This window comes from Rhizobium acaciae (assembly GCF_025941625.1).
Taxonomy (GTDB): Bacteria; Pseudomonadota; Alphaproteobacteria; order Rhizobiales; family Rhizobiaceae; genus Rhizobium; species Rhizobium acaciae.
The window spans coordinates 22,339-44,514 of record NZ_JAPCZO010000009.1 but is presented as its reverse complement, the minus strand read 5'-3'; the positions used below and the strand labels follow the sequence as shown (position 1 = coordinate 44,514).

Annotated in this window: 20 protein-coding genes; 13 read left to right on the top strand and 7 right to left on the bottom strand. The window is 63.2% G+C overall.

Going from position 1 to position 22,176, the window contains the following annotated elements; genetic code table 11:
• Nucleotides 1-71 precede the first annotated feature (71 nt).
• Together otnC and OLZ32_RS15795 are read right to left on the bottom strand one after the other, a co-directional pair.
• Entirely contained in the window at nt 72-746 is a 675-nt protein-coding gene (gene otnC, locus OLZ32_RS15800; protein WP_017956779.1) for a 3-oxo-tetronate 4-phosphate decarboxylase, read from the bottom strand.
• Between the two features lie 16 nt (nt 747-762).
• Nucleotides 763-1,761, bottom strand: coding sequence for a LacI family DNA-binding transcriptional regulator (locus tag OLZ32_RS15795; protein WP_264397184.1), 999 nt, complete (start codon nt 1,759-1,761; stop codon nt 763-765).
• Between the two features lie 252 nt (nt 1,762-2,013).
• On the opposite strand from OLZ32_RS15795, the gene ltnD reads away from it, so the two are divergent.
• The 10 genes from ltnD (at nt 2,014) to OLZ32_RS15745 (ending at nt 13,584) form a co-directional block, all read left to right on the top strand.
• Nucleotides 2,014-2,958: an L-threonate dehydrogenase gene (ltnD, locus tag OLZ32_RS15790; RefSeq protein ID WP_264397183.1), complete on the top strand. Its 945-nt coding sequence runs from the start codon at nt 2,014-2,016 to the stop codon at nt 2,956-2,958.
• Nucleotides 2,959-2,972: 14 nt separating this feature from the next.
• Entirely contained in the window at nt 2,973-3,749 is a 777-nt protein-coding gene (otnI, locus tag OLZ32_RS15785) for a 2-oxo-tetronate isomerase (RefSeq protein WP_264397182.1), read from the top strand.
• A 3-nt stretch (nt 3,750-3,752) separates the two neighbouring features.
• Nucleotides 3,753-5,033, top strand: coding sequence for a 3-oxo-tetronate kinase (gene otnK / locus OLZ32_RS15780; RefSeq protein WP_264397181.1), 1,281 nt, complete (start codon nt 3,753-3,755; stop codon nt 5,031-5,033).
• Between the two features lie 155 nt (nt 5,034-5,188).
• Nucleotides 5,189-6,028, top strand: coding sequence for a GNAT family N-acetyltransferase (locus OLZ32_RS15775; protein WP_264397180.1), 840 nt, complete (start codon nt 5,189-5,191; stop codon nt 6,026-6,028).
• 13 nt (nt 6,029-6,041) lie between these two features.
• Entirely contained in the window at nt 6,042-7,418 is a 1,377-nt protein-coding gene (locus OLZ32_RS15770; protein WP_264397179.1) for an aspartate aminotransferase family protein, read from the top strand.
• 223 nt (nt 7,419-7,641) lie between these two features.
• A complete protein-coding gene (locus OLZ32_RS15765; RefSeq protein WP_264421769.1) occupies nt 7,642-8,355 on the top strand; it encodes an HAD-IA family hydrolase in 714 nt (237 codons plus the stop codon).
• A 63-nt stretch (nt 8,356-8,418) separates the two neighbouring features.
• On the top strand, nt 8,419-10,029 hold the full coding sequence (locus OLZ32_RS15760) for an ABC transporter substrate-binding protein (protein ID WP_264397177.1): 1,611 nt from the start codon (nt 8,419-8,421) through the stop codon (nt 10,027-10,029).
• A gap of 89 nt (nt 10,030-10,118) precedes the next feature.
• Nucleotides 10,119-11,069 (top strand): ABC transporter permease, encoded by a 951-nt coding sequence (locus OLZ32_RS15755; protein WP_264397176.1) that lies wholly within the window; start codon nt 10,119-10,121, stop codon nt 11,067-11,069.
• Complete coding sequence (locus tag OLZ32_RS15750; RefSeq protein ID WP_264397175.1) at nt 11,066-11,932, top strand: ABC transporter permease; 867 nt, start codon at nt 11,066-11,068, stop codon at nt 11,930-11,932. The genes OLZ32_RS15755 and OLZ32_RS15750 overlap by 4 nt, the downstream gene beginning before the upstream one ends.
• Nucleotides 11,929-13,584 carry an ABC transporter ATP-binding protein gene (locus OLZ32_RS15745; RefSeq protein WP_264397174.1) on the top strand — a complete coding sequence of 552 codons (1,656 nt, stop codon included), beginning with the start codon at nt 11,929-11,931 and terminating at the stop codon, nt 13,582-13,584. Before OLZ32_RS15750 ends, OLZ32_RS15745 begins: the two co-directional genes overlap by 4 nt.
• Nucleotides 13,585-13,916: 332 nt before the next feature.
• Here the strand turns inward: OLZ32_RS15745 and OLZ32_RS15740 are convergent, their stop codons facing one another.
• Nucleotides 13,917-14,393 (bottom strand): Lrp/AsnC family transcriptional regulator, encoded by a 477-nt coding sequence (locus OLZ32_RS15740; protein WP_003549758.1) that lies wholly within the window; start codon nt 14,391-14,393, stop codon nt 13,917-13,919.
• A 233-nt stretch (nt 14,394-14,626) separates the two neighbouring features.
• Between OLZ32_RS15740 and OLZ32_RS15735 the strand changes: the two genes are divergently transcribed.
• Nucleotides 14,627-15,952 carry an NAD(P)/FAD-dependent oxidoreductase gene (locus OLZ32_RS15735; protein ID WP_264421767.1) on the top strand — a complete coding sequence of 442 codons (1,326 nt, stop codon included), beginning with the start codon at nt 14,627-14,629 and terminating at the stop codon, nt 15,950-15,952.
• A 111-nt stretch (nt 15,953-16,063) separates the two neighbouring features.
• On the opposite strand, the gene OLZ32_RS15730 is transcribed toward OLZ32_RS15735, so the two are convergent.
• From OLZ32_RS15730 to OLZ32_RS15715, 4 genes are read right to left on the bottom strand one after another with little or no spacing between them, the layout of a single operon-like run.
• Nucleotides 16,064-16,915 (bottom strand): alpha/beta hydrolase, encoded by an 852-nt coding sequence (locus OLZ32_RS15730; protein ID WP_264397172.1) that lies wholly within the window; start codon nt 16,913-16,915, stop codon nt 16,064-16,066.
• A gap of 11 nt (nt 16,916-16,926) precedes the next feature.
• On the bottom strand, nt 16,927-18,414 hold the full coding sequence (locus OLZ32_RS15725; RefSeq protein ID WP_264397171.1) for an NAD-dependent succinate-semialdehyde dehydrogenase: 1,488 nt from the start codon (nt 18,412-18,414) through the stop codon (nt 16,927-16,929).
• 13 nt (nt 18,415-18,427) lie between these two features.
• Nucleotides 18,428-19,657: an iron-containing alcohol dehydrogenase gene (locus OLZ32_RS15720; RefSeq protein WP_264397170.1), complete on the bottom strand. Its 1,230-nt coding sequence runs from the start codon at nt 19,655-19,657 to the stop codon at nt 18,428-18,430.
• Nucleotides 19,654-20,688, bottom strand: a complete 1,035-nt coding sequence (locus tag OLZ32_RS15715; RefSeq protein ID WP_264397169.1) for an Ldh family oxidoreductase — start codon at nt 20,686-20,688, stop codon at nt 19,654-19,656. The genes OLZ32_RS15720 and OLZ32_RS15715 overlap by 4 nt, the downstream gene beginning before the upstream one ends.
• A 96-nt stretch (nt 20,689-20,784) precedes the next feature.
• Here OLZ32_RS15715 and OLZ32_RS15710 point away from each other — a divergent pair, with 96 nt between their 5' ends.
• Together OLZ32_RS15710 and OLZ32_RS15705 are read left to right on the top strand one after the other, a co-directional pair.
• The gene (locus OLZ32_RS15710) at nt 20,785-21,483 is read left to right on the top strand and encodes a GntR family transcriptional regulator (RefSeq protein ID WP_003549747.1); all 699 of its coding nucleotides are present in this window, start codon (nt 20,785-20,787) and stop codon (nt 21,481-21,483) included.
• 56 nt (nt 21,484-21,539) lie between these two features.
• Nucleotides 21,540-22,133: a DJ-1/PfpI family protein gene (locus OLZ32_RS15705; RefSeq protein ID WP_017991498.1), complete on the top strand. Its 594-nt coding sequence runs from the start codon at nt 21,540-21,542 to the stop codon at nt 22,131-22,133.
• Nucleotides 22,134-22,176 lie beyond the last annotated feature (43 nt).

Sequence of the window (22,176 nt, the reverse complement as noted above, 5' to 3'; positions counted from 1 at the left end):
TCGTATCGAAAGCAGGGTTTGGCAGAAGGTTGCGCGCTTGCCCGCGGTCAACGGCCGGCGGAGTGACGCCTTCAATCGCCGTCGTGATCGTGATCGTGATGCGACGGGAGGTCGAGGCCGAAGGTGTTGACGAGATCGGCCACCTGCGCCGGGCTGAGGAAACGGGGGTTGAGGTTGCGCAACAGCAGATAGAGCTTCGCCGTTTCCTCCAACTCCTCGGTCGCAAAGACCGCCGCCTCCAGGCTGTCGCCGGCGACAACCGGTCCGTGATTGGCCAGCAGCACCGACGAATACTTGCCCGCCAGCCCGCGGATCGCGTCGGCCACCGCCGGATCGCCGGGACGATAATAAGGCACCAGCGCGGTTTCACCGGCGCGCATCAGATAATATGGCGTCATCGGCGGCAGGGCGGCGCGCGGATCGATCTCCGGCAGCATGGTCAGTGCCACCGCGTGGGTCGAGTGAAGATGGACGATGGCGCGGGCGCTGCCGCGCGTATCGTAAAGGGCGGTGTGCAGCGGAATTTCCTTGGTCGGCTTGTCGCCGGACAGGAGCCGGCCTTCGGCATCGAGCCTCGAGATCCGCGCCGGGTCGAGAAAGCCGAGTGAGGCGTTGGTCGGCGTGACCAGCCAGCCGCCATCCTCCAGCCGTAACGATATGTTGCCCGACGAACCGGGCGTCAGCCCGCGTTCGAACAGCGAGCGGCCGTATCGGCAGATTTCCTCACGCAGGCGCGCGTCGGACATGACAGTTCCTCCAATATTAGGCGGTTGCCCCTTCGATCAATTCAAAGCCGAGATCGACGGCCTGTGGCGGCGCATTAGTGACGACCAACTGCGCGGCTATCTCCCCGGTCGCGACGCGCGGCGTTCGGATGGTCGACAAGGGTTGCGGTGTTGCCCGGCCGATATCGAGGCCGTTATAGCCGAAAATGGCGAGCTTCGAGGGGATCGCGATCCCCTCGGTCAGACAGTGAAAATAGCCGCCCAGCGCCATGTCGTCGTTGGAAAAATAAACCGCATCGAGATCGGTCGTCCGGGCAAGCAGCCGCTCCAGCCCCAACCTGCCATTTTCCACTGACGAAGCGCCGGCGAGAATTTCGCGGGCAACGAGCGGGGCGTCATGCGCATCGAGCGTTTCGCAAAAACTGGAAAACCGCTTGCCGGCGCGGGTATCGCGATTCAGGTCGTGGCCGACATAGCCGATCCGGCGATAGCCCCGCTTGAGCAGGAAGGCAGCGCTCTCGCGTCCGGCCGCGCGGTTCGAGAAGCCGACCGCGATATCGAGAGCATCGCCGTCGAGATCGAGCAGTTCGACGACCCGACACCCGCTGGCGCGCAGCATCTTCACCGTACCCTCGGTATGCTCGCATCCCGCCAGCATGACCGCCGCCGGCCGCCAGGCGAGCATCGCCGCGGCGAGCGCTTCCTCCTTGCCCGGATCATAATCGGTCACGGAGAAGACCGCCTGATACCGGTTTTCCTCCAGAACAGCACTGGCACCGCGCAGCACATCGGGAAAGACGATGTTGGACAGCGAGGGAATGACGAAGGCGACAAGACGCGAACCGGTGGAGGCAAGCGTTCCCGCGATCCGGTTCGGCACATAGCCCAGCCGCTCGACGGCGGCCATCACCCGCTCCCGCGTCTTACCGGAAAACGAACCGTGGTTGCGCAGCACGCGCGACACCGTGCTCTCGCCGACACCGGCGGCTTCCGCGACTTCGGCAAGCGTTACCGTCGGCTGATGTTTGAATTCCATCACTATGTCTAACCCGCTTGCGGCGTGGTTGCCCGGCCTGTCCGCCGATGGCCACTTCCCCATCACCTTTTTCATCGCTCCCGACAAGAAGCAAGACTTTTTTGGCAGCGCTACCATTTTCAGTTGGCAACGCTGCCAAAATGCTCTAATGAAAATGGCAGCGCTGCCAAAGGCGGCTGACGTACCTGCTGCCCTCTCAAAATGGCACCCGGAGGGGCGCAGACCTTCCTCACAAGACTGGAGAACCTCCTCATGCCACCGCTTGCTGAAAACTCGGGCTCGGTCGTCGTCGCAGCCGTCATCGGTCTTGGTTCGATGGGGCTTGGGATGGCCCGGTCGATGAAGCGCGCCGGTCTCGACGTCGTTGGATATGACATCACGCCGGCGGCGGTGGACCGCTTCGTCGCCGATGGCGGACGTGGCGCGGCGACCCCTGCCGCTGCGGCAAAGGACGCAGACATCGTCGTCTCCGTGGTCGTCAACGGCGCGCAGACCGAGGCCGTGCTGTTCGGGCATGAAGGCGTCGCGCGTGCGATGAAGCCCGGTGCTGTCTTCATCTCGTCGGCCACCATGGATCCCGCCGTAGCACGCGTTCTCGCCGGGCGGGTGGAGGCTCTCGGCCTGCATTATCTCGACGCGCCGATTTCGGGCGGCGCGGCCAAGGCGGCGCGTGGCGAACTGACGATCATGGCATCCGGCTCCAGACAGGCCTTCGATACGGCGCGCCCGGGTCTCGACGCCATGGCCGCCAAGGTCTACGAACTCGGTGACGAGGCCGGAAAAGGTGCTGCCTTCAAGATGATCAACCAGCTTCTCGCGGGCGTGCATATCGCGGCTGCCTGTGAGGCCATAACCTTTGCCGCCAAGCAGGGCCTCGACCTCGACAAGGTCTATGAGGTGATCACGGCTTCGGCCGGCAATTCCTGGATGTTCGAAAACCGCGTGCCGCATGTGCTGGCCGGAGACTATACTCCGCTCAGCAGCATCGAGATTTTCGTCAAGGATCTCGGTATCGTCCAAGACATGGCCCGTTCCGAGCGCTACCCGGTGCCGCTCGCGGCAGCGGCCTTGCAGATGTATCTGGCCGCCTCCGGGGCCGGCATGGGCCGTGATGACGATTCCTCGCTGGCGCGACTCTATGCCAGGCTTTCCGGCGCTGAATTGCCCAGCTCCACCAAAGAGCCGCAGAGCCTGTAGAAGGAACGCTAGACATGCCGGTTTTCGCCGCCAACCTGACGATGATGTTCAACGAATGGGCCTTCCTCGACCGCTTCGACGCCGCAGCCGATGCCGGCTTTGCCGCCGTCGAATACCTCTTTCCCTATGAGGCGGCGCCGGAGGCGATCGCCGAACGACTTGCCCGCAACAATCTGCAGCAGGCCTTGTTCAACCTGCCGCCGGGCGACTGGACAGCAGGCGAGCGTGGCATCGCCGCCCTTCCCGGACGGTTCGATGCGCTGAAGGCCGATGTCGAGAGGGCACTGGACTATGCGGCGGCAACGGGCGTCAGACGGTTGCACCTGATGGCAGGCATCGCCGACCGTCATGACCAAGACGCCTCCTCCTGTTATCGGCGCTCCGTCACCTATGCTGCCGGGCGGCTTGCGGAAAAGGGCATCGATCTGCTGCTCGAGCCGATCAATGGCAGAAACATGCCTGGATATTTCCTCAACGACTTTGGCGCCGCCGAGCGGCTGATTGCCGAATGCGGTCTGGCGAACCTGAAGCTGCAGTTCGACATCTATCACCGTCAGATCATCCATGGCGACGTCACTATGGCGTTGCGACGCCTGCTGCCGATTGCCGGCCATATCCAGATCGCCAGCGTGCCGTCACGCAATGAGCCGGATGGGGAGGAATTGAACTATCCCTACCTGTTCGGCGAAATCGACCGCCTTGGTTACGACGGTTTCGTCGGCTGCGAATACGTCCCGCGCGGCCACACACTGGACGGTCTTGGCTGGTTCAAACCCTTTGTACGGAGCTAGACGATGGCTATTTTCCTCGGATCAATCGCGGACGACTATACGGGCGCCTCCGACCTCGCCAACACCCTGACGAAGAACGGTCTGCGCACGGTGCAGACGGTCGGCATCCCCGACCCGTCGCTGGCACTACCGGATGTCGACGCCGTCGTCGTTTCCCTGAAGATCCGCTCCGTCCCGGCCTCGGACGCCGTGGCGGCGGCGGCGAGCGCCGAGCGATGGCTGCGCCAGCGGGGTGCCGGCCATGTGCTCTACAAGATCTGCTCGACCTTCGATTCCACCGATGCCGGCAATATCGGTCCGGTCACCGAGGCCCTGAGCGATGCTGCCGGTGGCGGCGTCGTGCTGGTGACGCCCGCCTTTCCGGAAACGGGACGCACCGTCTATCTTGGCCATCTCTTCGTTGGTGGACAGCCTTTGAACGAAAGCCCGCTCAAAGACCACCCCCTCAATCCGATGCATGACGCCAATCTCGTGCGGGTTCTGACCCGCCAATCGCGCAATGCCGTCGGACTGATCGATCTCACAACCATCGCGGCCGGACCCGGCGCCGTCAAAATGAGGCTCGATGCCTTTCGCACCGCAGGCGTCACCGCTGTGATCGCCGATGCGATTTTCGAACGCGATCTTGAAACGCTCGGCGAGGTCGCTCTCGAAACACCGGTATCCACAGGTGCGTCCGGCCTCGGCCTCGGCCTTGCCCGTGCGCTCGTCCGCTCCGGCCGGATATCCTCCGGCGGCGCGACAACGGCGGACGCCATTCGCCCCGTGGGCGGGCTCTCCGCGATCGTTGCAGGCAGTTGTTCGAAGGCGACGCTGCGCCAGCTCGACATCGCCGAGCGGTCGATGCCCGTCCTGCGGCTCGACCCGGAGCGGCTGCTTGCCGGTGCAGATGAGATCACCGCGGCGATTTCCTGGGCAGGAGAGCGCATCGCCGCCGGCCCCGTCGTCATCGCCGCGAGTGCCGCGCCTGAAACCGTATCCCGGCTGCAATCGCTCTACGGACGCGAGGCCTCCGGCCACGCGATCGAGACCGCGACGTCGATCATCGCCGCCGAACTGGTGGAAAGAGGCGTGCGGCGCCTTGTGATCGCCGGCGGCGAAACCTCGGGCGCTGCCGTCGACAGGCTCGCCATTCCGGCATTTCTGATCGGCCCGGAGATTGCGCCGGGCGTGCCGGTGCTGCGCACGGTCGGCAATGCCCAGGGCGATATGCTTCTGGCGTTGAAATCAGGAAACTTCGGAGGCGAAGATTTCTTTACGGCAGCGCTGGCGATGATGCACTGACAGGGCCTGGATCCGATGGATATCGATCGGTTCTAGCATAAGATGCGGCGGCCGATGACAGCAAAGCCATAAGATACTGCCTGAACCATGGCCTTCAGACGATCTGCCCGCCGGCGCTTCGGCAGACTGGTGGGCACGACATGAAGGACGCCCCCATGCAAGCAAGTCAGATCGAAATCGTCCCGTTCGGCCCCGACCATCTGGAAGCCGCCGTCGCGCTGTCAAGACAGGCGGGCTGGCCGCATCGGACGGAAGACTGGCAGCTGGCGCACGCCTTGAGCGACGGGATGGTCGCGGTCGAGGACGGCAAGGTCGTCGGCACCGTACTCGTCACGCCTTACAAGAGAGATTGTGCGACCATCAACATGGTCATCGTCGACGAGTCGATGCGCGGCCGCGGCCTCGGCCGCAAGCTAATGGACGCCGCATTGCTGACCGCCGGAGACCGGCCGCTGAGGCTGGTGGCGACGACGGCAGGCCTGCCGCTCTACCAGAAACTTGGTTTCCACGAGACGGGAACCGTGCTGCAGCATCAGGGCCTTGCCGGAGAAATGGCCGCGCCGGCGGAAACTGAAGCCGCTACCGACGCCGACCTCCCTGATATCGCGGCACTCGATCGCCGTGCCTTCGGCGCCGATCGCGAAGGGCTGCTCTCCTATTTCGCCGCCGGGATCGGCGCATTCGCCGTCATTCGCCGCGACGGCCACGTTTCCGGGTTCGCTTGCCTGCGCCCCTTCGGCCGCGGCGAAGTGATCGGACCCGTGGTGGCCGCCGACCTTGGGCAGGCCAGGAAACTCATCGAACATTTCATCGCCAGACGGCCCGGACGGTTCCTCAGGGTCGACACCACTGATGAGACCGGGCTTTCCCCATGGCTCGCCGAACAGGGGCTCGCCCATGTCGGCGGCGGAATCAGCATGAAAAAGCCGTTGGTTCGCCAGACTGCCGACCCGACCGCCACCACCTTTGCCCTCGCCAGCCAGGCACTCGGCTGATCCGGAGATCTCCATGTACAGCAATTCCCTCATCGAACTCGATCGCGCCCACCTCATTCATCCGGTCGCCTCCTATCGCGGCCATGAAAAGCTTGGCGTGCGCGTGCTGGCCTCGGCCAAGGGCGCGACGGTCACCGACACCTCCGGCAAGCAGCTGATCGACGGCTTCGCCGGCCTCTGGTGCGTCAATGCCGGTTACGGTCACGAAAGCATCGTCGAGGCGGCGGCCCGGCAGATGCGCGAGCTTCCCTATGCGACGGCCTATTTCGGCCTCGGCTCCGAGCCCGCGATCCGGCTTGCAGGCGAACTCGCCGACCGCGCACCGGGCGATCTCAACCACGTCTATTTCACGCTCGGCGGCTCCGATGCGGTGGACAGCACGATCCGCTTCATCCGCTACTACTGGAATGCCCGAGGGCAGCCTGAGCGTGATCAGTTCATCTCGGTCGAACAGGGCTATCACGGCTCCTCGACGGTCGGCGCGGGCCTGACCGCGCTGCCCGCCTTCCATGCCGGCTTCGGCGTTCCGTTCGACTGGCAGCATAAGATTCCGTCTCACTACGCCTATCGCAACCCGGTGGGCGACAATCCGCAGGCGATCATCGAAGCCTCGCTTGCGGCGCTGAAAAGCAAGGTCGAGGCGATCGGGCCGGAACGCGTTGCCGCTTTCTACGTCGAGCCGATCCAGGGCTCGGGCGGCGTTCTGGTGCCGCCGAAAGGCTGGATGAAAGCCATGCGCGAATTCTGCCGCGCGCACGACATCCTTTTCGTCGCGGACGAGGTGATCACCGGTTTTGGCCGCACCGGCCCGCTTTTTGCCTGTAGCGAGGATGAAGTCGTGCCCGATTTCATGACCACCGCCAAGGGCCTCACCTCCGGCTATGTCCCCATGGGCGCGGTCTTCATGGCCGATCACGTCTATGAAACGATTGCCGAGGGCGCCGGTGCCGCCGCCGTCGGCCATGGCTACACCTATTCGGCCCATCCCGTCAGCGCCGCGGTCGGCCTCGAAGTCCTGAAGCTTTACGAAAACGGCCTTCTCGAAAACGGCGTCAGGGCCGGTGCGCGCCTGATGCAGGGCCTGGAATCGCTGAGGGATCATCCGCTCGTCGGCGATGTCCGCGGTCGCGGCATGCTCGCCGCCGTCGAGCTCGTGGTTGACAAGGTGAACAAAACGCCGTTGCCGGCATCCGCCGAACCCGCCCGCCGCATCTTCGATCGCGCCTGGGAGAACGGCCTCGTCATCCGCGCGTTCGGCAATGGTGTGCTCGGCTATGCTCCGCCGCTCTGCTGCACCGAAACGGAGATAGACGCGATCGTCGAACGCACCCGCATCACGTTGGATGAGACGCTGGAGGACCCGGATGTGCGTCGGGCGCTGCAGGCCTGAGAATATCGGGAAACGGCCAGATTCGGTATTTTGTGCCGCGTCGCGACGCCTATTCGGCGAATCCGGCGCAGTGCAGGTGACAAACTGAAGTCAATGAAAGGCCTGGATCCCGGCAGATGCGGGCCTTCCCATACAAGAGCGGGACAATGACCCCGCCAGCGGAACAGAATTTTCTTCTTCGAGAAGCCGAGCTCCCATCGGAGCCGAACACTGGGGAATTCGCGTGAGCAAGAGCCTTTCGGAATTCAAATACATGACCTTCGACGTCGTCGGCACGCTTATCGACTTCGAAGGCGGCCTCAAGACCTGCTTCGCCGAGATCGCGGCCGAGGCGGGACGCACGGTCGACGGCGAGCAGGCTCTTAGCCTCTACCGGGCAGCCCGTTACGCCGAGGATGCCGACCTCTTTCCCGACGACCTCGTTCGAGTCTATCTCGCGATCGCGCCGAAGCTCGGCCTGCCCACTGACCAAAAATACGGCGAACGCCTGCGGGACTCGGCGAAGAGCTGGAAGGGTTTTGCAGACAGCGCTGCGGCACTGGCAAGTCTTGCGAAGGATTACCGCCTCGTGGCGATGACCAACGCCCGCCGCTGGGCATTCGATTTCTTCGAGAAGGAACTCGGCAATCCCTTTTATGCCGCCTTCACCGCGGATGATACGGGGACCGAGAAACCCGATCCCGCATTCTTCGAGAAGGTATTCGACTACGTCGTCTCGCAAGGACATTCGAAGGACGACATCCTGCATGTCGCCCAGAGCCAGTACCACGATATCGGGATATCCAGGAACCTAGGGCTGACCAATTGCTGGATCGAGCGGCGCCATGCCGTGAAGGGTTACGGCGGTACGATCGAACCGGCCGAGTTCACCAAACCCGATTACCATTTCACCTCCATGGCCGGCCTTGCCGATGCCGTGGCCGCTGCGCGCGCCTGACTTTGAAAGCAGATCGGGCCTGCCCGCAACGGGCAGCCCGCCACACAAGAAAAGGGGAATGAGATGAACGACAAGATCACCAATTGGACCAGCTCCGACGACGCCATGGTCGAAAGCGCCATTCGTCGTGGCGCCACTCGTCGCGAGTTGCTGCATATGATGCTTGCGGGCGGCGTGGCCATATCAGCTGGCGGGCTCGTGCTTGGCCGCGCCGGCAAGGCGCTCGCCGCTACGCCCGTTTCCGGCGGCTCGCTCAAGGCAGCCGGCTGGTCGTCCTCTACAGCCGATACGCTCGACCCCGCCAAGGCGTCGCTCTCCACCGACTATGTCCGGTGCTGCTCCTTCTATAATCGCCTGACCTTCCTCGACAAATCAGGCACGCCGCATATGGAGCTAGCCGAAGCGATCGAATCCAAGGATGCGAAGACCTGGACGGTCAAGCTGAAGAACGGCGTTACTTTCCACGACGGCAAGCCGTTGACCGCCGATGACGTGGTTTTCTCGCTGAAGCGCCATCTCGACCCGGCCGTCGGCTCGAAGGTCGCCAAGATCGCTGCCCAGATGACCGGCTTCAAGGCGGTCGACAAACAAACCGTCGAGATCACGCTCGCCAGCCCGAATGCCGACCTGCCGACCATTCTGTCGATGCATCATTTCATGATCGTCGCCGACGGCACGACCGATTTCACCAAGGCCAACGGCACCGGCGCTTTCGTCAAGGAAGTCTTCGAGCCGGGCGTTCGATCGGTCGGGATCAAGAACAAGAACTATTGGAAATCCGGCCCGAACGTCGATTCCTTCGAATATTTCGCGATCAGCGACGACAATGCCCGCGTCAACGCGCTGCTTGCGGGCGATATCCACCTCGCGGCCTCGATCAATCCGCGCTCGATGCGCCTTGTCGAGACCCAGGGAGACGGCTTCACCTTGTCGAAGACCACCTCCGGCAACTACACCAACCTCAACATGCGACTGGACATGGAGCCCGGCAACAAGCGGGACTTCATCGAGGGCATGAAGTATCTCGTCAACCGCGAACAGATCGTCAAATCGGCGCTGCGCGGTCTCGGCGAGGTCGGCAACGATCAACCCGTTTCGCCGGCGAACTTCTATCGTGACGCAGAGTTGAAAGCGCGGGCCTTCGATCCCGACAAGGCGAAGTTCCATTTCGATAAGGCCGGCGTGCTTGGCCAATCCATCCCGATCATCGCCTCCGATGCGGCCGCCTCCTCGATCGACATGGCCATGATCATCCAGGCCTCCGGCGCCGAAATCGGCATGAAGCTCGACGTGCAGCGGGTGCCTTCCGACGGTTACTGGGACAATTACTGGCTCAAGGCGCCGATCCACTTCGGCAATATCAACCCGCGGCCGACCCCCGATATCCTCTTCTCCCTGCTCTACACCTCGGACGCTCCGTGGAACGAAAGCCAATACAAGTCGGAGAAGTTCGACAAGATGCTGATCGAGGCGCGCGGCTCTCTCGATCAAGAGAAGCGCAAGGCGATCTACAACGAAATGCAGGTCATGGTCGCCCAGGAAGCCGGCACCATCATTCCGGCCTATATTTCCAACGTCGATGCCACGACCGCCAAGCTCAAGGGCCTGGAAGCCAACCCGCTCGGCGGCCAGATGGGATACGCTTTCGCGGAATATGTCTGGCTTGAAGCCTGATACAGCAAAGGAGACTGGGGCTGCAGCCGCGCCCCAGTTCCTCCATCTGCATTGATGGAACTTAACTCGAACGCAAAGGGAAGACGCCCGTGAACCGCCAGGTCTTATCCCTTGTAATGAGCAGATTGTTCGTCGCGGTGATCACCCTGGTGATCGTCTCCTTCGCCGTCTTCTTCGCGACAACGCTGTTGCCTGGAGATACGGCGACGATCCTGCTCGGCCAAGCCGCCACGCCGGAAGCCGTCGAAGGCCTGCGCAAGGCCATGCATCTCGACGAACCGGCGCTCTTTCGTTTCCTGCGGTGGATCGTCGGACTGCTGCAGGGCGACCTCGGCACGTCCTATGCCAACGAAATGCCGGTCGCCGCTCTCATTGCCGGCCGCTTCGTCAATACGCTGAAACTCGCCGGTGTCACCGCGCTTTTCTCCGTGCCGATTGCGCTGACGCTCGGGATCACTGCGGCGATGCTGCGCGGCACCCTTTACGACCGGATCGTCACCGTGATCACCATCGGCGTCATCTCCGTGCCGGAGTTCATGGTCGCGACCTCCGCGGCGCTCATCTTCGCCGTCTATCTGAAATGGCTGCCGGCGCTGTCTTTCGCCAATGAAGTCCACAGTCTGACCGACCTGTTGCGCGTCTATGCCATGCCGGTGATCACCCTCACCTTCGTCGTATCGGCCCAAATGATCCGCATGACGCGCGCGGCTGTCATCGAGACGCTCAACACACCCTATGTCGAGATGGCATTGCTCAAGGGCGCCTCCCGGCCGCGCATCGTCTTTCGCCATGCGCTGCCCAATGCGCTCGGTCCGATCGTCAATGCCGTTGCGCTTTCGCTGTCCTATCTGCTCGGAGGCGTCATCATCGTCGAGACCATTTTCAACTATCCGGGTATCGCCAAGCTGATGCTGGATGCCGTCGCCACCCGCGACCTGCCGCTGATCCAGAGCTGCGCGATGATCTTCTGCCTGGGCTATCTGCTCCTGATCACCATCGCCGATATCATCGCCATCCTTTCCAATCCGAGGCTCCGATGACCATGACCAGTTCCGAAACCACCTCCGGCCGGCTGTCCGGAACCCGGTTTGGCTATCGCTTCAACATCGTCGGCGCGATCGGCTTCACTGTGATCCTCTTATGGGCGCTCGTCGCGATCTTTGCGCCATGGATCATCCCCTACCCGGTCGGCGAGATCGTCGATCTCGACTATTTCGGCCCGATGAGCCGGGAACTCTGGTTCGGCTCCGATTATCTCGGTCGCGACATGCTCTCGCGGATTCTGATGGGCGCACGCTATACGGTCGGTATCTCGCTGGCGGCGGTCACCATCGCCTGCTTCAGCGGCGTCGTGCTCGGCATGATCGCAGCGGTTGCCGGCGGCTGGCTGGACACGATCCTCAGCCGCTTCCTCGATGCCCTCAACTCCATCCCGAGCAAGCTGTTCGGCCTGGTGGTCGTCGCTGCCGTCGGCTCCTCGGTCCCGGTGCTGATCATGACGCTGTCGGTGATCTATATCCCAGGTGCTTACCGTTTCGCCCGAGCGCTCGCCGTCAACATCAATGCGATGGATTTCATCACCGTCGCGCGCATCCGCGGCGAAAGCACCCTCTATCTCATTCGCTCGGAAATCCTGCCCAACATCGTCGGGCCGGTGCTTGCCGATCTCGGAATCCGCTTCGTCTTCATCGTTCTGCTGCTCTCCGGACTTTCCTTCCTCGGCCTTGGCGTCCAGCCGCCCTATGCCGATTGGGGTGCGTTGGTGCGGGAGAATATCGGCGGCCTGCCGTTTGGTGCGCCGGCGGTGATGTTTCCCTCGTTTGCCATCGCCAGCCTGACGATCAGCGTCAATCTGCTGATCGACAACCTGCCGCAGAAAATCCGCGACCGGAGCGTGTCATGAGCAATTTCATCGAAATCCGTGACCTGAAGGTCGAAGCCACCACCGATTCCGGCCGGCGCGTCGAGATCATCAAGGGTGTCAGTCTCGATGTCGCCGAGGGCGAGATCGTCGCGCTGATCGGCGAGAGCGGCTCGGGCAAGACAACCATCGCCCTCACCCTCATGGGCCATACCCGTGCGGGCTGTCGCATCTCCGGCGGCAGCGTTTCGGTCGGCGGCAAGGATATGGTCACGCTCAGCGAGAAGCAACGCGCCAAGGTGCGCGGTACCGAAGTCGCCTATGTCCCGCAATCGGCGGCTGCCGCCTTCAACCCGGCCACGTCGATCATGGATCAGGTGATCGAAGTCACGCGCATTCATCAGCTGATGTCGCCGGACGATGCGCGTGCCCGGGCAATCGAGCTCTTCCGGGCGCTGTCCCTGCCGGAACCCGAGACGATCGGCAGCCGGTATCCGCACCAGGTTTCCGGCGGCCAGCTGCAGCGTCTGGCCGCTGCCATGGCGCTGATCGGCGACCCGACCCTCGTCATCTTCGACGAGCCGACGACGGCGCTCGACGTGACGACCCAGATCGAAGTGCTGCGCGCCTTCAAGTCGGTCATGAAGAAGGGCGGCATATCAGGCGTTTATGTCTCGCACGACCTTGCCGTCGTCGCGCAGATCGCCGACCGCATCGTGGTCCTGAAAGGCGGGGAGACCCAGGAAGCCGGCACCACCGACGAGATCCTCAACAATGCGAAACACCCCTATACCAGGGAGCTGCTCGCAGCCTTCGAGCCGAAGCCGCGCGGTGCAGCAGGTCCCGCCGAACCCGCGACCGCCCCCCTGCTGAGGATCGAAGATCTCGTCGCGGGCTATGGACAGCGCCAGGCTGACGGCCTGCCGCTCGTTCGCGCGGTCGAGCATGTGAGCCTGAAGGTGGAAAAAGGCCGCAATCTCGGCATCATCGGCGAGTCCGGTTGCGGCAAGTCGACGCTCGCCCGGACCATCGCCGGCATCCTGCCCGCCGCGGTCGGCAGTATCGTCTTCGACGGCACGGAACTGCGTCGCAGCGCGCGCGAGCGCTCGCGCGATCAGTTGCGCGAGATGCAGATCGTCTTCCAATATGCCGATACCGCCCTCAATCCGGCAAAATCGGTTGAAGACATCCTTGCCAGGCCTCTGGTCTTTTACCACGGCATGGATCGAAAGACGCGAAACGCCCGGATCGATCAGCTGCTCGACATGGTGCGCCTGCCTCGCAACCTGCGCCATCGTCGGCCGGGCGAACTCTCGGGCGGGCAGAAGCAACGCGTCAACTTCGCCCGGGCGCTCGCCGCCGATCCGAAGCTGATCCTCTGCGACGAGATTACCTCGGCGCTCGACACGGTGGTCGCAGCCGCAGTCATCGACCTGCTCAAGGAATTGCAGCGCGAACTCGGCCTCTCCTACATCTTCATCAGCCACGACCTCTCGGTGGTGGAGGCGATCTGTGATGAGATCGTCGTGATGTATGGAGGCAGGAAGGTCGAGGAAATCACCTCCTTGACGGTGAAGGCGCCGCAGCACCCCTATTCGCAACTGCTCTTCTCATCGGTGCCAACGCTCGATCCGGCCTGGCTCGACGGGCTCCAGCAGGATCCGGAACTGGTGCGGACCTATTGCCGCCACTGAGTGCCGATTCTATTGCGCTGCCATGCTCGGAAGCAAAAGCAAGACGCTTGCCAGACCCGGCGCGCACCCGGTCAGGTCGCGTTGAAAGCCTGGGCACCACGGCACGAGATCTGCAAGTGGCAGCGAACATGGCTTTGGAAAGCAAGCCCGAAATTCTGTCGCAAGTCCTTCCAACCAGTATGGAACTTATAGTTATAGGGAGAACAACCTGCGACAGAGAATCGGCATCTGCTGAGGACAGATTAGATCGGGGGAAGGCAACGGGGTGAGGTCGGTCTGGAACCCCGAAATCTTGCGTTTGAGCGGGGCTCCGGCTGCGGTCCTCTCGCCGGCTAATGCGGAAACAAGGTGGTTAGCGGCATGTGGGCTTTGATGATCGGCGATTTCAGCACGACGAAGCTGAAATACTTGTCGATGCCGACGTCCATATCGGTGAGGCGCTCCATGATCGTCTGGTATTCGTCGATCCCGGCGGTGACGAATTTCAGCAGATAATCGTAGCCGCCCGAAACCAGATGGCATTCGATCACTTGGTCGACCTTCTCGATCGCCGCCAGGAAGCGGGCGAAGTCGATCTGCCGGTGGTTTTTCAGGGTGATCTCGGTGAACACCGTCAGCGTCTGCCCAAGTTTGCTGACGTTGATCTGAGCCGAATAACCTTCGATATAGCCCTCCGACTGCAGCTTCTTCACCCGCATCAAGCAGGGGCTCGGCGAGAGATTGACCAGTTCGGCGAGTTCCACATTCGTGACGCGGCCGTTCTTCTGCAGTTCATAGAGAATTTTTACGTCGATCCGGTCGAGTTTCATCGCACACGCCCTCACTTGCTCGAGATCGCCAATCACACAGCATATTATGCTGCTACTTTCTGGCACCAACCTTAACACAGGATGCTGGCCTGTCGATCGCGTTGCGAGACAGGCGGAAGCACAAACGGCTGCTGGCGTCCTCCCAACACGGAATCTTCTGCTGCCACCAACCGATCTCCGGCAAAGCCGTGGCGTCGGATCCGCTACACTACGGTTAAAACGGAGATTCTCCCATGCCCGCACCGCTCAACCGCGTCGACACCACGCCGGAACTGCCTTCCACTGCTGATGTCGTGGTCATCGGCGGCGGCATCGTCGGCGTCTTCACCGCCTATTATCTCACTCGGCGCGGATTGAAGGTGGCCCTCGTCGAGAAGGGACTGATCGGCGCCGAACAATCGAGCCGCAACTGGGGCTGGTGCCGCCAGCAGAACCGCGACGCCCGCGAATTGCCGATGTCGACGAAGAGCCTCGATCTGTGGGAGCGCTTCGCCACTGAGACCGGTGAGGACACCGGCTTCCGTCGTTGCGGCCTCTTCTATCTCAGCAATAGCGACCAGGAACTGTCCGGTTGGGCGCGCTGGCGCGATTTCGCCCGCTCGGTCGGCGTCACGACGCATATGCTGAGCAGCGCCGAGGCAACCGAACGCGGGCATGCCACCGGCACCTCGTGGAAAGGCGGGGTCTTTTCGCCCACCGACGGCACCGCCGATCCGGCGAGCGCTGCGCCGGCCGTCGCGCGTGCGATCCTGAAGCTCGGCGGCACGGTGCATCAGTCCTGTGCTGCTCGCGGCCTCGACGTCGAAGGCGGCAGGCTCTCGGGGGTCGTCACCGAGCATGGCACGATCCGCACGAAAATCGCGGTCCTCGCCGGCGGCGCCTGGGCCTCCTCCTTCTGCCGCCAGCTCGGCATTCGATTTCCGCAAGCCTCGATACGCTCCTCGATCCTCTCCGTATCCCCAGGCGCGAGCGGCCTGCCGGATGCATTGCATACATCGGCCGTGTCGGTGACGCGACGACGCGATGGCGGCTACACGCTGGCGATCAGCGGCCGCGGCCGCGTCGACCCGACGCCGCAGCAGCTCCGCTTCGCGCGGCAGTTCCTGCCGATGTTCGCCCGGCGCTGGCGCAGTCTCGCACCCGGCGGGTTGGAAGGTTTTCGCTCCGGGCATGAACCTCTGGCACGCTGGCGGCTCGACAGGCCGACACCGATGGAGCGCATGCGCATCCTCGACCCGGCGGTAAACGGGGCCACCATTGCCCTCACGCACTCGCGGGCGCTCGAACTCCTTCCCGCCTTGAAGAAAACCGATATCAGCGCGGCCTGGGCAGGCTATATCGACAGCACACCTGACGGCGTGCCGGGGATCGGCGAGATCGCCACCTTGCCCGGTTTCATCCTCGCTGCCGGCTTCAGCGGCCACGGCTTCGGCATCGGGCCGGGCGCCGGTCATCTGATCGCCGATATCGTCACGGGCGATGAGCCGATCGTCGACCCCAGGCCCTATCACCCCGACCGCTTCGGGGGATCCGCCTGGGGCAAAGTGGCCGATTTTTAGGACGCGGTCGGCCTTTCGCGACGTTCGACGACGCGGATCGGTACGACTTGGTACCGGCCATAGGGGCCGATACATCACACTTCGATTGCCACGATCACGAAAAACCGGCGGTCAAGGGAAGGTGTGTCGCTTCGGTTCCTCACCGGCATTATTGGCAATAAAGTCGCGCAATGCTGCCGCCGCAGGTGTGCCAGCGACGGCGAGATCGCGTACCGTGCTCATGTGATTGCCGTCTGCGACCTGCGATGCCCGCACCTCAAGCCCTTGGGCGGCAAGAATGTCCCTGAACGCGTTTGCCTGAATTTTGAACGGATCAGTTTCCAGTTCGCCGGTCATGATAGCGACACGCGTTGCTGGATCGTGCTCGTAATGCATGGGCGTAAACCGTCGCACCTCCTCGTCGCTCAAGGCGATCTCGTCACGCAGGAAAGACGTCTGCAAGGGTTCGAGATCGTATAGCCCGCCAAGCAGGAAAGCAGCAACTACGCCCGAAGGCGCTGGCGAGCGATGGAAGAGAAAGGTTGCAAGATGTGCACCGGCGGAGTGGCCGCTGACAGAGAACCGCTTTGACGTGGCGCCAAAACGATCGGCATGCGCCAGCAGGAAAGCCTTGGCTTTCAGGACCTGACCAACCAGGACGTCCATTCTCGCCATGGGCATCAACGAATAATCGACGATGGCTGCAACCGCGCCGGCGCCGGTGATCGTTTCAGCGACGCAGGAATAGTCTTCCTTGGAAAACATCCGCCAATAGCCGCCATGGATAAACATGTGGATCGGCATGTCCGAGCCGGCACTATTTGGCAGGAAGATATCGAGCGTCTCGCCAGGTCCAGCCCCGTAGGCGATGTTGGCCTCCATGGCGACAGTGCGCCGCGTTGCAAGGCTGCGAGCTCGGATATCGCCAATGATCGCGTCGAAGTCTGCGACATGGTCACGAATGCGGAACGGATCGGCGGCCACAGGTTCCTCCCTCAGAAACTTGTCGCAATGTACTTGGCTTCCATGAACTCCGCGATACCGTGATGCTGCCCTCCTTCACGTCCAAGGCCGCTCTGTTTCACACCGCCAAAGGGGGCAGCGGGATCGGAGACCAGTCCACGATTAAGGGCGATCATGCCGGCCTCGACCTTGGAGGCGACCCGCATGCCGCGGCCAATGTCGCGGGTATAGATGTAGGCGGCGAGGCCATATTCCGTATCGTTGGCGGCAGCGATCACCTCTGCCTCGCTCTCGAAACGGTAGAGCGGCGCGACGGGACCGAAAATCTCCTCGCAGCCCATGTCGGAGGCCCGGGCAACATCGACAAGCACCGTCGGCGGATAAAAAAAGCCGCGGCCTGCCAATGTTCGTCCGCCGCAGAGGGCGCGTGCGCCGCGCGAAATCGCGTCCGTAACCAGGCGCTCGATCTTCTCCACCGCCTTGCGCGTGATCATCGGACCGCATTCCGTATCCGGATCCACACCCGGGCCGACGTTGAGGGCGGCCATGCGTTGGGTAAATTTTTCGGCGAAGGCATCGTGGATACCGGACTGGACATAAATGCGGTTTGCCGCCGTGCAGGCCTCACCCGCATTGCGCATTTTCGCAACCATCAGCCCCTCGATCGCCGCGTCAATGTCCGCGTCGTCGAAAACGATGAACGGCGCGTTGCCGCCGAGTTCCATGGAACAGGAGATGACACTTTTCGCCGCTTCCGCCAGAAGCGTGCGGCCGACGCCCGTCGAACCTGTGAAGGAGAGTTTTCGCACGCGCGGGTCGGCCAGCATGGCGGCGATGACAGGCCCCGGCGTCGATGTTGTCATCACGTTCACAACGCCCGGCGGCACGCCAGCCTCCTCGTAGAGAGCCGCAAGCGCATAGGCCGTCAGCGGCGTCTCGCTCGCGGGCTTCAGGATGACCGTGCAGCCTGCGGCAAGGGCAGGCGCGATTTTGCGGGTCGCCATCGCGGCCGGGAAATTCCACGGTGTGATGAGAACGCAGATGCCGATAGGCTGGTAATCGACGACGATGCGGTTTCCACCGGCCGGGGCGATGCCGAACTCACCAGAGATGCGCACCGCCTCCTCGGCGTTCCACCGAAAGAACTCCGCCGCGTAGGCCACCTCGCCGCGCGCGTCGCGCAACGCCTTCCCGTTCTCGAGCGAAATGAGCCTTGCAAGCGTTTCGGAGCGCTCCACCATAAGTTCGAAGCAGCGGCGCAGGATCTCGGAACGCCTTCTCGGCGGCGTCTCGCGCCAGCTTTCCGCCGCGCTTGCGGCAGCCTCCACGGCCGCTGCCGCATCCGCAAGGGTCGCATCCGGCACGGCGGCAATGACCGCCTCGGTCGAGGGGTCGATCACCTCGATCCGACCCTCGCCCGCCGCAGGCCGCCAGGCGCCGCCAATATAGAGGCCGCGGGAGAACGCGCTGAGCCCGAAGGGATCGTAGTCTTTATGCGAAGAATGCTGGTTGACGTTCATGATGGTTTCCAAGTCAGAGGGCGGAAGCGGCCAGGTCGCCGTCATAGGCGGCGCGCACCAGGCCGCGCATGGCGGCCGCATCGAAGGGGCGTGGATTGTTCTTGATCAGCCGGCCGATGCCGAGCGCCTGCTCTGCGGCCCAGTCGATCCGGTCTTCCGGCAGGCCGAGCCCGGCAAGCGTCGGCGCGATGCCGATCGCGGCGAAGAGACGGCTCACCTCGCCGATCGCGGCATCGGCAAGCGTTTCGTCGTCCTCCACTCCGGTGGGATCGAGGCCGAGCGCCCTACCGACAATGGCGATGTCCGCACTCGCGACGCGGCGATTAAATGTCATCACATAGGGCAGCATGGTCGCAACCCCGAGGCCGTGCGGCGTATGGGTCAAGGCACCGACCGGATATTGCACGGCATGGGCCGCAGCGGTGCCCGCCGTTCCGAAGGCGCAGCCGGCTGCGAGCGCGCCCATCATCACATCGGCGCGCGCATCGATGTCGGAGCCGTCGACGAAGGCCTTTTCCAAGCTCCGGCTAAGGAGCCGGATGGCATGCAGCGCGAACTGGTCGGAGAGATCGCTCTTGCCGATGAAGACATGCTGCTGCGCGAGTTCAGGATCGCCGGGGCGGCGCATGGCCGTGAAGGCTTCGATGGCATGCGTCAACGCATCCGCACCGGCAATCGCGGTGAGACCAGGCGGGCAGGATAAGGTCAGTTCCGGGTCGCAGATCGCCGCTGCGGCGATGAGGTATGGGCTGGAAATGCCAACCTTCAGGATACGGTCAGGATCGGAAACAACCGCGACCGGCGTCACCTCGGAGCCCGTGCCTGCCGTCGTCGGCACGGCGATGACCGGCAGGACAGGCGCCGGCACCTTGAACTCACCGTAGTAATCGGCGAGCGCGCCGCCATGAGCGAGCAGGAGCGAGGCGCATTTCGCCATGTCGAGGCAGCTGCCACCGCCGATGCCGATCACCATATCGGGCTCAAAACCGCGCGCGGCCTCAACGCAAACCGCGACCGTATCTTGCGGCACGTCCGGCAGCGTGCGGTCATGCACCAGGACGACGATGCCGGCTGCTTCAAGCGCGGCGATCATTTCCGCGAAGACGGGTGTTGCGGCAAAACGCGCATCCGTGCAGACGAGTGCGCGCCGGCCGGTTCTGCTGGCGACGCTCGCGAGCGCATGGCGCTGGCCGACGCCGAACAGAATTTCCCGCGGCAGCCTCAAGGCGGCAAACAGGCTCATGATCTTTGTCCCTCGAAGGCCATAATGCGGGGGCGCGAAAGCGCGTTGAGGTCTTCCCACAGGCGCTGGTCGATGTCGAACCCGTTGCGGCTTGCCGCCGCTCGCCGCCGGCGGGCACGGTCGCCCGGGACGAGAACCGGTTCGCCGGCGCTGGCGGGTGGTGAACCGCGCACGGCATCGAGATAGGTCGACAGTCGCGCCGGCAGTCCCGGCGCCAGACTGGGCTCGATCAAGATGAAGACGTCGCCCTTGTTGCATGGCGACTGGCTGTCGAGCGTGCCGCGCACATCCGGCGCGAGCGCCGAGCCGGCAAGAGCTGCCACCAGCAGCTCCATGGCGATGCCGAGGCCGTAGCCCTTCGCGTCGCCGAAGGGCGCAATCGCGCCGGCCTTGGCACGCCCCGGATCGGTCGTCGGGTTACCGGCCGCATCGCGCGCCCATCCCTCGGGAATGGGCCTGCCGGTCGCCGCGTGATGGTGGATGCTGCCCATCGGCACGAGGCTGGTGGCCAGGTCGAGCACGAGCGGTTCCTCGGCGGTCGGCACGGCGATGGCGATGGGATTGGTGCCGAGCATGGCCCGGGTACCGCCGAAGGGATGGACCAGCGCCTCGCTCGACGAGAGCGCGATGCCGACGAAACCCATTGCGGCGATGGCCTCCACATAATGCGCGAGCATGCCGAGATGGTTGGCATTGCGCACGGCGACAAGGCCGATACCAAGATCCGGAATGTGAGGCGCGAGCCGCTCGATCGCGGCCATGGCGACGACGGGGCCAAATCCCGACGCCCCCTCCACCTCCAGCACCGCATCCGCGCGCCAGCGCTGCGTGCCTTTCGTCTGCGGGTCAATGACCCCGCGCTCGATCCGTTCGACCAGCCGCGGAAGCCGGTACAGGCCATGCGACGGGTGCCCCTTCATCTCCGCCGTCACCAGGACGCGAGCCTGCAGGGCCGCATGGTCACGCGGTGCGCCATGCTCTTCGAGCAGTCGGGTGGCAAGTGCAAGCGCTGCCGCTTCGGATAGACGCATGATTTTTCCTCCCTATATTAAATCGTATAGGATATAGGATTGTCTTGGCCGCAGCATCGTGCTAGCGATTGGACCTGTCAAGAGGCAAGGCAGCAGATGATTTCGACGAGACCGAAGGAACCCTCAACGGGCACAAACCAGATACCGCGCGCCAACAGCCTGGCGGGCGACGTCTACGAGGCAATTTTCAACCAGCTCATGTCGTTGAAGATTGCGCCGGGGACACGCATCACGGTCGACAACCTGGTCAAGGAGTTCAACGTCTCCCATACGCCGATCCGCGAAGCCCTCGGCCGACTTGAAGGCGAAGGCCTCGTCGTCAAGCAGCATCTCGTCGGCTATCGTGCCGCGCCGCAGATCACGCGCCACCGCTTCGACGAGCTCTATGAACTGCGTCTGCTGTTGGAACCTGCCGGCGCTGCGAAGGCAGCCGAGGCGATGAACGACGAAAAGCTGGCCATTCTCACCGAGGCCGCGGGCGTGATGACACGCAGCGACAACAGGGACGAACGAGCGAACTATTCGGCCTTTGCGCGCCAGGACGCCATCTTTCACGACCGGATCATGGAATTTGCCGGCAACGAGTTGATCCGCGAGATGCTGACATTCCAGCACACGCATTTCCATATCTTCCGCCTGATGTTTCATCGCCGCGTCACCGAGGAGGCGCTCGCCGAGCATCAGACGCTGCTCGATGCCTTTGCGGCGCGCGACCCGGGCGCGGCTGCGAACGCAATGCGCATTCATATCGAACATTCGCGCGACCGGCTGTTGCCGGCATTCGACGAAATCTGAGCAACCGCGCCGGGCAAGGACGAGCCTGCCCGACCTGACAACGAGGAGGAGAACCCATGCCAGGCAAGAAAATCCTGATGCTCACCGGCGATTTCACCGAGGAGTACGAAATCTTCGTCTATCAGCAGGCGATGGAGGCGGTCGGCCACACGGTGCACGTCGTGTGCCCGGACAAGAAGGCCGGCGACATCCTCAGGACGTCGCTGCACGATTTCGAGGGAGACCAGACCTACACCGAAAAACTCGGGCACAACGTCACCATCAACAAGACGTTTTCCGAGGCCGAGAACCAGCTCGACCAGTATCATGCCGTCTACTGCGCCGGCGGGCGTGGACCGGAATATATCCGCACCGACAAGCGGGTGCAGGCAATGGTGCGTCATTTTCACGAGCAGAAGAAGCCGATCTTCACCATCTGCCACGGGGTCCAGATCCTGATCGCGGTCGACGGTGTCGTTCGCGGCAAGAAGGTGGGTGCACTTGGTGCCTGCGAACCCGAAGTCACCTTGGCGGGCGGGACCTATATCGACCTCTCGCCAACCGAAGCCTATGTCGATGGCACGATGGTTTCGGCCAAGGGCTGGACGGCGCTCGCCGCCTTTATCCGCGAATGCCTGAAGGTGCTGGGAACGGAGATCCACCACAACTGAGACGACGGTACCAAATAACAAAAGGCCCGGCAGGTGACAGCTG